At 43.7% G+C, this 6,070-nt stretch carries 6 protein-coding genes; 4 read left to right on the top strand and 2 right to left on the bottom strand.

Annotation, left to right across the window (positions count from 1 at the left end; translation table 11 throughout):
* Nucleotides 1–24 precede the first annotated feature (24 nt).
* Nucleotides 25–1,209 (bottom strand): NAD(P)H-quinone oxidoreductase subunit H, encoded by a 1,185-nt coding sequence (locus C7B77_RS21670; protein ID WP_106309739.1) that lies wholly within the window; start codon nt 1,207–1,209, stop codon nt 25–27.
* Between the two features lie 323 nt (nt 1,210–1,532).
* Between C7B77_RS21670 and C7B77_RS21665 the strand changes: the two genes are divergently transcribed.
* The 3 genes from C7B77_RS21665 to C7B77_RS21655 are packed head-to-tail and all read left to right on the top strand — an operon-like array spanning nt 1,533 to nt 3,314.
* Nucleotides 1,533–2,330 (top strand): TIGR04255 family protein, encoded by a 798-nt coding sequence (locus C7B77_RS21665; RefSeq protein ID WP_106309736.1) that lies wholly within the window; start codon nt 1,533–1,535, stop codon nt 2,328–2,330.
* Nucleotides 2,311–2,706 (top strand): hypothetical protein, encoded by a 396-nt coding sequence (locus C7B77_RS30870; protein WP_146138439.1) that lies wholly within the window; start codon nt 2,311–2,313, stop codon nt 2,704–2,706. Before C7B77_RS21665 ends, C7B77_RS30870 begins: the two co-directional genes overlap by 20 nt.
* Before the next feature lie 20 nt (nt 2,707–2,726).
* Complete coding sequence (locus C7B77_RS21655; protein ID WP_106309730.1) at nt 2,727–3,314, top strand: hypothetical protein; 588 nt, start codon at nt 2,727–2,729, stop codon at nt 3,312–3,314.
* A gap of 66 nt (nt 3,315–3,380) precedes the next feature.
* Here C7B77_RS21655 and C7B77_RS21650 read toward each other — a convergent pair whose 3' ends face one another.
* Nucleotides 3,381–4,292 (bottom strand): helix-turn-helix transcriptional regulator, encoded by a 912-nt coding sequence (locus C7B77_RS21650; RefSeq protein ID WP_106309727.1) that lies wholly within the window; start codon nt 4,290–4,292, stop codon nt 3,381–3,383.
* A 377-nt stretch (nt 4,293–4,669) separates the two neighbouring features.
* On the opposite strand from C7B77_RS21650, the gene C7B77_RS21645 reads away from it, so the two are divergent.
* Nucleotides 4,670–5,941 carry a vWA domain-containing protein gene (locus tag C7B77_RS21645; RefSeq protein ID WP_106309725.1) on the top strand — a complete coding sequence of 424 codons (1,272 nt, stop codon included), beginning with the start codon at nt 4,670–4,672 and terminating at the stop codon, nt 5,939–5,941.
* The last annotated feature ends 129 nt before the right edge of the window (nt 5,942–6,070 follow it).

Below are 6,070 nucleotides of genomic sequence, written 5' to 3'. Positions count from 1 at the left end.
CCCCGCTCCCCGCTCCCCGCTCCACTACCGATCGACCGAACCCATAATAATATCGATACTCCCGAGAATCACCACGATATCGGCGACTTTTACCCCCTTGAGTAAATAGGGCAAAATTGAGAGATTATTAAAATCAGCCGAGCGGATTTTCCACCGCCAGGGGAAGATATTATCGTCGCCGATGATAAATATCCCCAACTCGCCTTTACCACTCTCCACGCGCACGTAATGTTCGCCTGAAGGGATTTTGAAGGTTGGGGCGATCTTCTTGCTAATGTACTGATAATCGAAGCCATCCCACTCAGATTTGACACCCGCAGCTAAACGGTTGGCTTCGAGACTTTCGTATGCACCACCAGGAATGCGATCGATCGCTTGAAGGATTATCTTCACCGACTCCCGCATTTCGGCCATTCTAACTAGATATCGTGCCAGACAATCGCCCGCCGTCTCGGATTGAATCTCCCAATCCAACTCATCGTAACGCTCGTAACTATCGACTTTACGTAAATCCCACTTGACGCCAGAAGCGCGTAACATCGGCCCCGATAAGCCCCAACTAATCGCCATCTCCCGACTAATCGTCCCCACTCCTTCTACCCGACGGCGAAAGATCGGATTATCGGTAATCAAGCGTTCGTACTCATCAACTTTCGGCGCGAAATAATTGCAGAAATCCGCACATTTTGCCAACCACCCATGGGGTAAATCTACCGCCACCCCACCCACGCGGAAGTAGTTATTATTCACCATTCGATAGCCAGTCGCGGCTTCCCACAGATCGTAAATCATCTCCCGTTCGCGGAAAATATAGAACAACGGCGTCCCCGCACCGACATCTAACATAAATGGCCCCAACCACAGCAAATGGTTGGCAATCCGGTTGAGTTCGAGCATTATCATCCGAATATAACTAGCCCGTTTCGGAACCGAAATATTCGCTAACTTCTCCACCGCATTAACAGTTACGGCTTCATTAAACATCCCAGCGGCATAATCCCACCGACTGACGTAGGGAACATACATCAGATTGGTGCGATTTTCGGCGATCTTTTCCATTCCCCGATGCAGATACCCAATGACGGGTTCGCAATCGACGACATCTTCCCCATCTAACGTCACGATAATCCGAAAACAACCGTGCATGGAAGGGTGGTGCGGCCCCATATTCAGCACCATCGGCTCTGTCTTGGTTTCGAGCTGTGCCACGAGCGGGATCTCCTGTTGTTACTACAAATACGAGCTGTAACTCTAGCTATCAGTATTTAGCAAACTCTCGATCGCTGTCTTGTATATTCATCCGATTTTTTGGATATTCGGTGTCTAGTCATCCTCATCATTGACAAAATACCGCAATTGGTGGGTTGACGATCCCATGCAGGTGAAAGAAGTCGAAAGCCTTGCAGTGAGTATGCTTTACTATCTCTCTTGGGGAAAAATCTAGTTTAGATTTATTTAACTAATTTTCATAAAAATCAGGGTACAATATAGGAATATAGATTAATTAATATTATTATTTGAAAAGCAGCTTCATGCATTTACCTGATTTCGAGCGTGTTATTTACGAGCGCAATCCACTTATTCAGGTTGCGTGTCAGTTGAGGTTTCCACCCATACTTAAAATTTCTCATCACGAACCAGTAGAATTTCAGGATCGGGTTAGATCTCATTATCCACTGTTTGAAACCACGTCAACTCAAGTTCCCCCTGAAATATCACAATTCATTCAACAGATAGGTGCTCCTCTCAGAAGTGAGGTTTCTTATAATTTCAAATCTGAGGATATGCAATGGCAATTATCTATTGGTAGAGATTTTATTTCTTTAACAACTTCTCATTACAAAAGTTATGAAGACTTTAAACCCAAATTTAAAGAGGCAGTAGATGTCTTTGAAGAAATATATAATCCATCTTTTTATACGAGATTAGGTTTATTCTATCAAGACTTAATATTTAGATCGAAATTAGGGCTTAAAGATAAATCTTGGTCAGAACTGATAACTGAGCAGATAGCATCTGAACTGTATAATCAAGATTTTGAAGACTCGATCGAGTCACTTACAAAAAACTTGATTTTGCAAGCTGAGTTCGGTAAGATAAATCTTCAACATGGGCTAGTTAATGTCAAAGAGGCTCAAAAAGATATAGAAGAAACTTGCTATTTATTAAATGCTGATTTTTACACAGAAAAAAGGATAGAGAGAGATGGCAGTACGTGGAACATTCTTAACGAATTCAACAGATCGGCTAGAAACCTATTCCGATGGAGTATCACAGATACCCTTCACAATGCAATGCGTCCCCGGAACGTTGAGATTTCAGTTACCTAAAATAAGTTCTACTGTCTCTGCACCGGAACAAAAATTTGATATAGATGGCAAAACATTTATCATTAAGTATCCTGAATTCGATCTAATGATATCTCCTTCTCATTTATCTATCGTGACTAACCAGGATCGATTATCGCTAAGTAATAATAGAATTGCGTTACTAAAATGCTTAATGTATTTACAATCTATGCCTGAAGATGCACTGACCGAAGCTGCTAAAGAATTAGAGTCTATTAATGATTTCTACCAAGATCGCGCAGCATTGTACGTGGAAAACCATTCTCAGTCTTCGAGGCTATCTGCTTCTTCAAGCGTTAATATAAAAGGTATATTGAAACAGACGCAAGTGAGACAGCCCATTGTTCTAGAATCATAGCTTGTACAAAATATTTTTTAATGAAAAAACAGGCTATTTATCAATCATCAATTAAAAATACTCCTTTTCGACAAGGAGAAATCTTGACCGATATATTTCAATACTATCCCATTGCTAATGAAATTGAATTAGACAACACAGAATTATCCTTTGTTAATATTTTGCATCCTTACGTAATTGTAGTCACACAAGATTGCGATTTAGATTGGGATTATCAGGCAAGAATATCTGATAATCGGCCAGATAAACTATTAAATTCCATTATTTTATGTGAAGTAGCAACTGCTCAAGAAGTTAGAGGTACAGCAGAGATGAACAGCAAAGAATGGAATTTAGTCAGTTCTCAACGTCATGAAAGATATTATTTTTTTGAAAAAATACCAAAAGAATTTGAATTAGAAAAAGAAGGATTGCCAGAGTTGACTGCTGATTTCAAAAGAATTTTTGGGATAGAAGCAGCAATTTTATATCGTCAATTAGAACTTGGTATGGCTAAAAGAAGATCGGTTCTATCAAGTCCTTATCTAGAACATTTTTCTAGACGATATCACAGTTTTCAGGGCAGAGTTGCACTACCTTATCAATATGAAAGTGCCAAAGAAGGTTAAAATATGTGAATGGAAATATTCCTAGAATAGGCATCGCAATCTACTAATAACAGTTGTGAGGTATTGTTAGAAAAATTGCCTGATAAAAGCTTTGGGCGTAATGCCTTCCAACCGTTTAAAATGACGATGAAAATGACTCTGATCGACAAATCCAACGATCTTCGCTACGCCAGCAATGCTCAATCCACCTTGGCGTAACAATTTTTTCCCTCGATCGATCCGACGGCGCAGAATATACTGATGGGGCGAAAATCCGGTCGATTGTTTGAACAGTTGCGAAAAGTAGTGCGGACTCAATTGAACTAATTGAGCCAGTTCGTGTAAGCTCAGATCGCGATCGAGATATGTATCGATATAGTCTACGATTTGTTCTAGTTGAGCTGGAGCCAAGCCGCCTTGATAAGTAGGCAGTGCATAATTTTGGACGGAATAATGCTGTAACAGGTGCATCATCAGCGCGTCTACCATCGATTCGGCATAGAGCCGACTCAGACTACCGGGATGTTCGAGTGCGTGTTTGAGCGCGATCCCGATCCGATCGATCGTCGGATCGGTAGTTGAAAAGTGGGGAATCAATTCCAATCGATCGCGATCGAGAGTTAAATTGAGAGCATCGAGCATGACGTGCGGTTCCAATCCGACGACGATGGCACCGCCACCCCCATTCCACTCAGAATAATGCCAAGTATCGGCAGGAATGATGAAGGCATCGCCGCGCCTGACTACTTCACGGCGCAATTTACCATCGATCCACCGCTCGGCTGTAACTGGAGCTGGTAAATCGATAAAAATCCCCAAACCATGCTGTTTGACTAAAGTATTTGGGATCGCGCCTGGTGGAAAATAGTCATAGGCAACGAGCAACCCGTCTAACTGAGCAGAGATGCTACTGAGTAACGGAGATCGATCGAAAATTTGCTGGTATCCAGCTTCCCCATCTACCGCAAAGTCTACAATCGTCGATTTTCGATCGGACATACACTTAAGTTTGGCGTAAGATCGTCGATGAAAGCTATCGCTCAATTAAATTCTAATCTACCCGCTGCTCGGGTCTGCGATAATGACCGAAATCTTATCCTCGATCGCAAAACTTTCGCATAATTAGTCAGATTTAGCCCTAATTATTCAGTAAACACGATCGGTCGCAGATGTAGATATATCCTATGTTAAGTCGAACACGATCGAGATTTGAGGATTCGTTAGATTTTCACGATCGAGTTATCGGTGCTAACCTACGCATCCTAATCCCTATTTCTCATCCCTTTTCCCTAAAACCTAAAGCCTAAAGCCTAAAACCTAAAGCCTAAAGCCTACCCTCTACCCTCTACCCTCTACCCTCTACCCTCTATCCCCTAATGTTTACCGCAGAAGTCTTCCAAAATCCTTACTTGCCTCAAGGTGCAACACAAGTAAACGCCATCATGACGATTACGACTAGTAGCAATGATGGTGCCACCGTCGCCGCACCGAGTAATAGCCAACGCTTATTTGGGATTATTTGCGATACATCTGGCTCGATGGGTGGAGCCAAGATGATAGCCGCCAAAGAGGCGATCGTCAAAATTATCAATCTCCTCCCCACCGATGCGGCATTTTTTGTCGTCACCGGATCTAGTCGCGCAAAATTACTAGTACCACTCGTCAACGCCGTCCCCGAAAATAAACTCCGCGCCGTCGCACAGGTAAAAGAAATTAGTGCTGGCGGGGGGACTTTGATGTCTACTTGGCTGCATACAGCTTTGGGTGAATTTAATAAGATGCCTCAAGCAATTTGCCAAGCTTTATTACTTACCGACGGACAAAACGATCCTAATGACGAGCAAGATTTGGTTCGAGTTTTGGACGCATCTGAAGGTAAATTTCAGTGCGACTGTCGCGGTGTCGGGACAGATTGGCGCGTCGCCGAACTACAGAAAATTGCCGCCAGACTATTAGGTACGACGGATATTATCTCATCACCAGAGCGAATTGCCGACGACTTCCAAGCAATTTTGACTAAAGCGATGGGCAAAACTGTCAGTGATGTCAGTCTCAGATTGTGGACGCCGATGGGTGCGCAGGTATTATTCTGCAAGCAAGTCAGCCCCGAAATCGTCGATGTCACCAGTCGCGCCAAAGTCGTCAGCGAAAGAATCGTCGAATACCCAACGGGTGCGTGGGGAAGTAATGAATCGCGCGATTATCACTTCTGCATCCAAATCAATGCCGGAAATGTAGGCGACGAAATGTTGGCGGGTAGAGCGAGCCTGATAACCCAAACCAACGGCGTCGAAACCAAAATTACCGAAGCCAAAATCCTCGCCACCTGGACGGAAGACGAAGCCAAAACCGCTAAAATCGATCGTCGCGTCGCTCACTATACCGGACAAGCAGAACTCGCACAATCCATCCAAGAAGGCTTAGAAGCCCGAGCACAAGGTAATATTGAAGTGGCAACAGTCAAACTCGGCAAAGCCGTCAAACTCGCCCACGATTCCGGCAACGAAGCCACCGCCAAACTCCTCCGCTCCGTCGTCGATGTCGAAGACGCCGCAGCAGGTACCGTCCGCATCAAGCGTACCGTCGCCAAAGAAGACGAAATGATGCTAGAGACTCGATCGACTAAAACAGCTAGAATCCAAAAGTAGTGGATAGTGGATAGTGAATAGTGAATAGAGAGGAAAATTACCCCAGAAAGCAGCAGGATATATACGTGTATCGCGTTGGCAAAACAAACCACAAATTCTCTTTTCCGTCCACGAGCCACTATCCACTAT

It is taken from the genome of Chamaesiphon polymorphus CCALA 037 (genome assembly GCF_003003845.1).
Taxonomy (GTDB): Bacteria; Cyanobacteriota; Cyanobacteriia; order Cyanobacteriales; family Chamaesiphonaceae; genus Chamaesiphon; species Chamaesiphon polymorphus.
Note: the sequence above shows the minus strand (reverse complement) of the source record. Positions and strands in the feature narration are given on the sequence as shown.

Coding starts and splice junctions, on each gene's coding strand:
- C7B77_RS21665 (WP_106309736.1), top strand. CDS start 1,533: ATGCATTTACCTGATTTCGAGCGTGTTATTTACGAGCGCAATCCACTT.
- C7B77_RS21655 (WP_106309730.1), top strand. CDS start 2,727: ATGAAAAAACAGGCTATTTATCAATCATCAATTAAAAATACTCCTTTT.
- C7B77_RS21650 (WP_106309727.1), bottom strand. CDS start 4,292: ATGTCCGATCGAAAATCGACGATTGTAGACTTTGCGGTAGATGGGGAA.
- C7B77_RS21645 (WP_106309725.1), top strand. CDS start 4,670: ATGTTTACCGCAGAAGTCTTCCAAAATCCTTACTTGCCTCAAGGTGCA.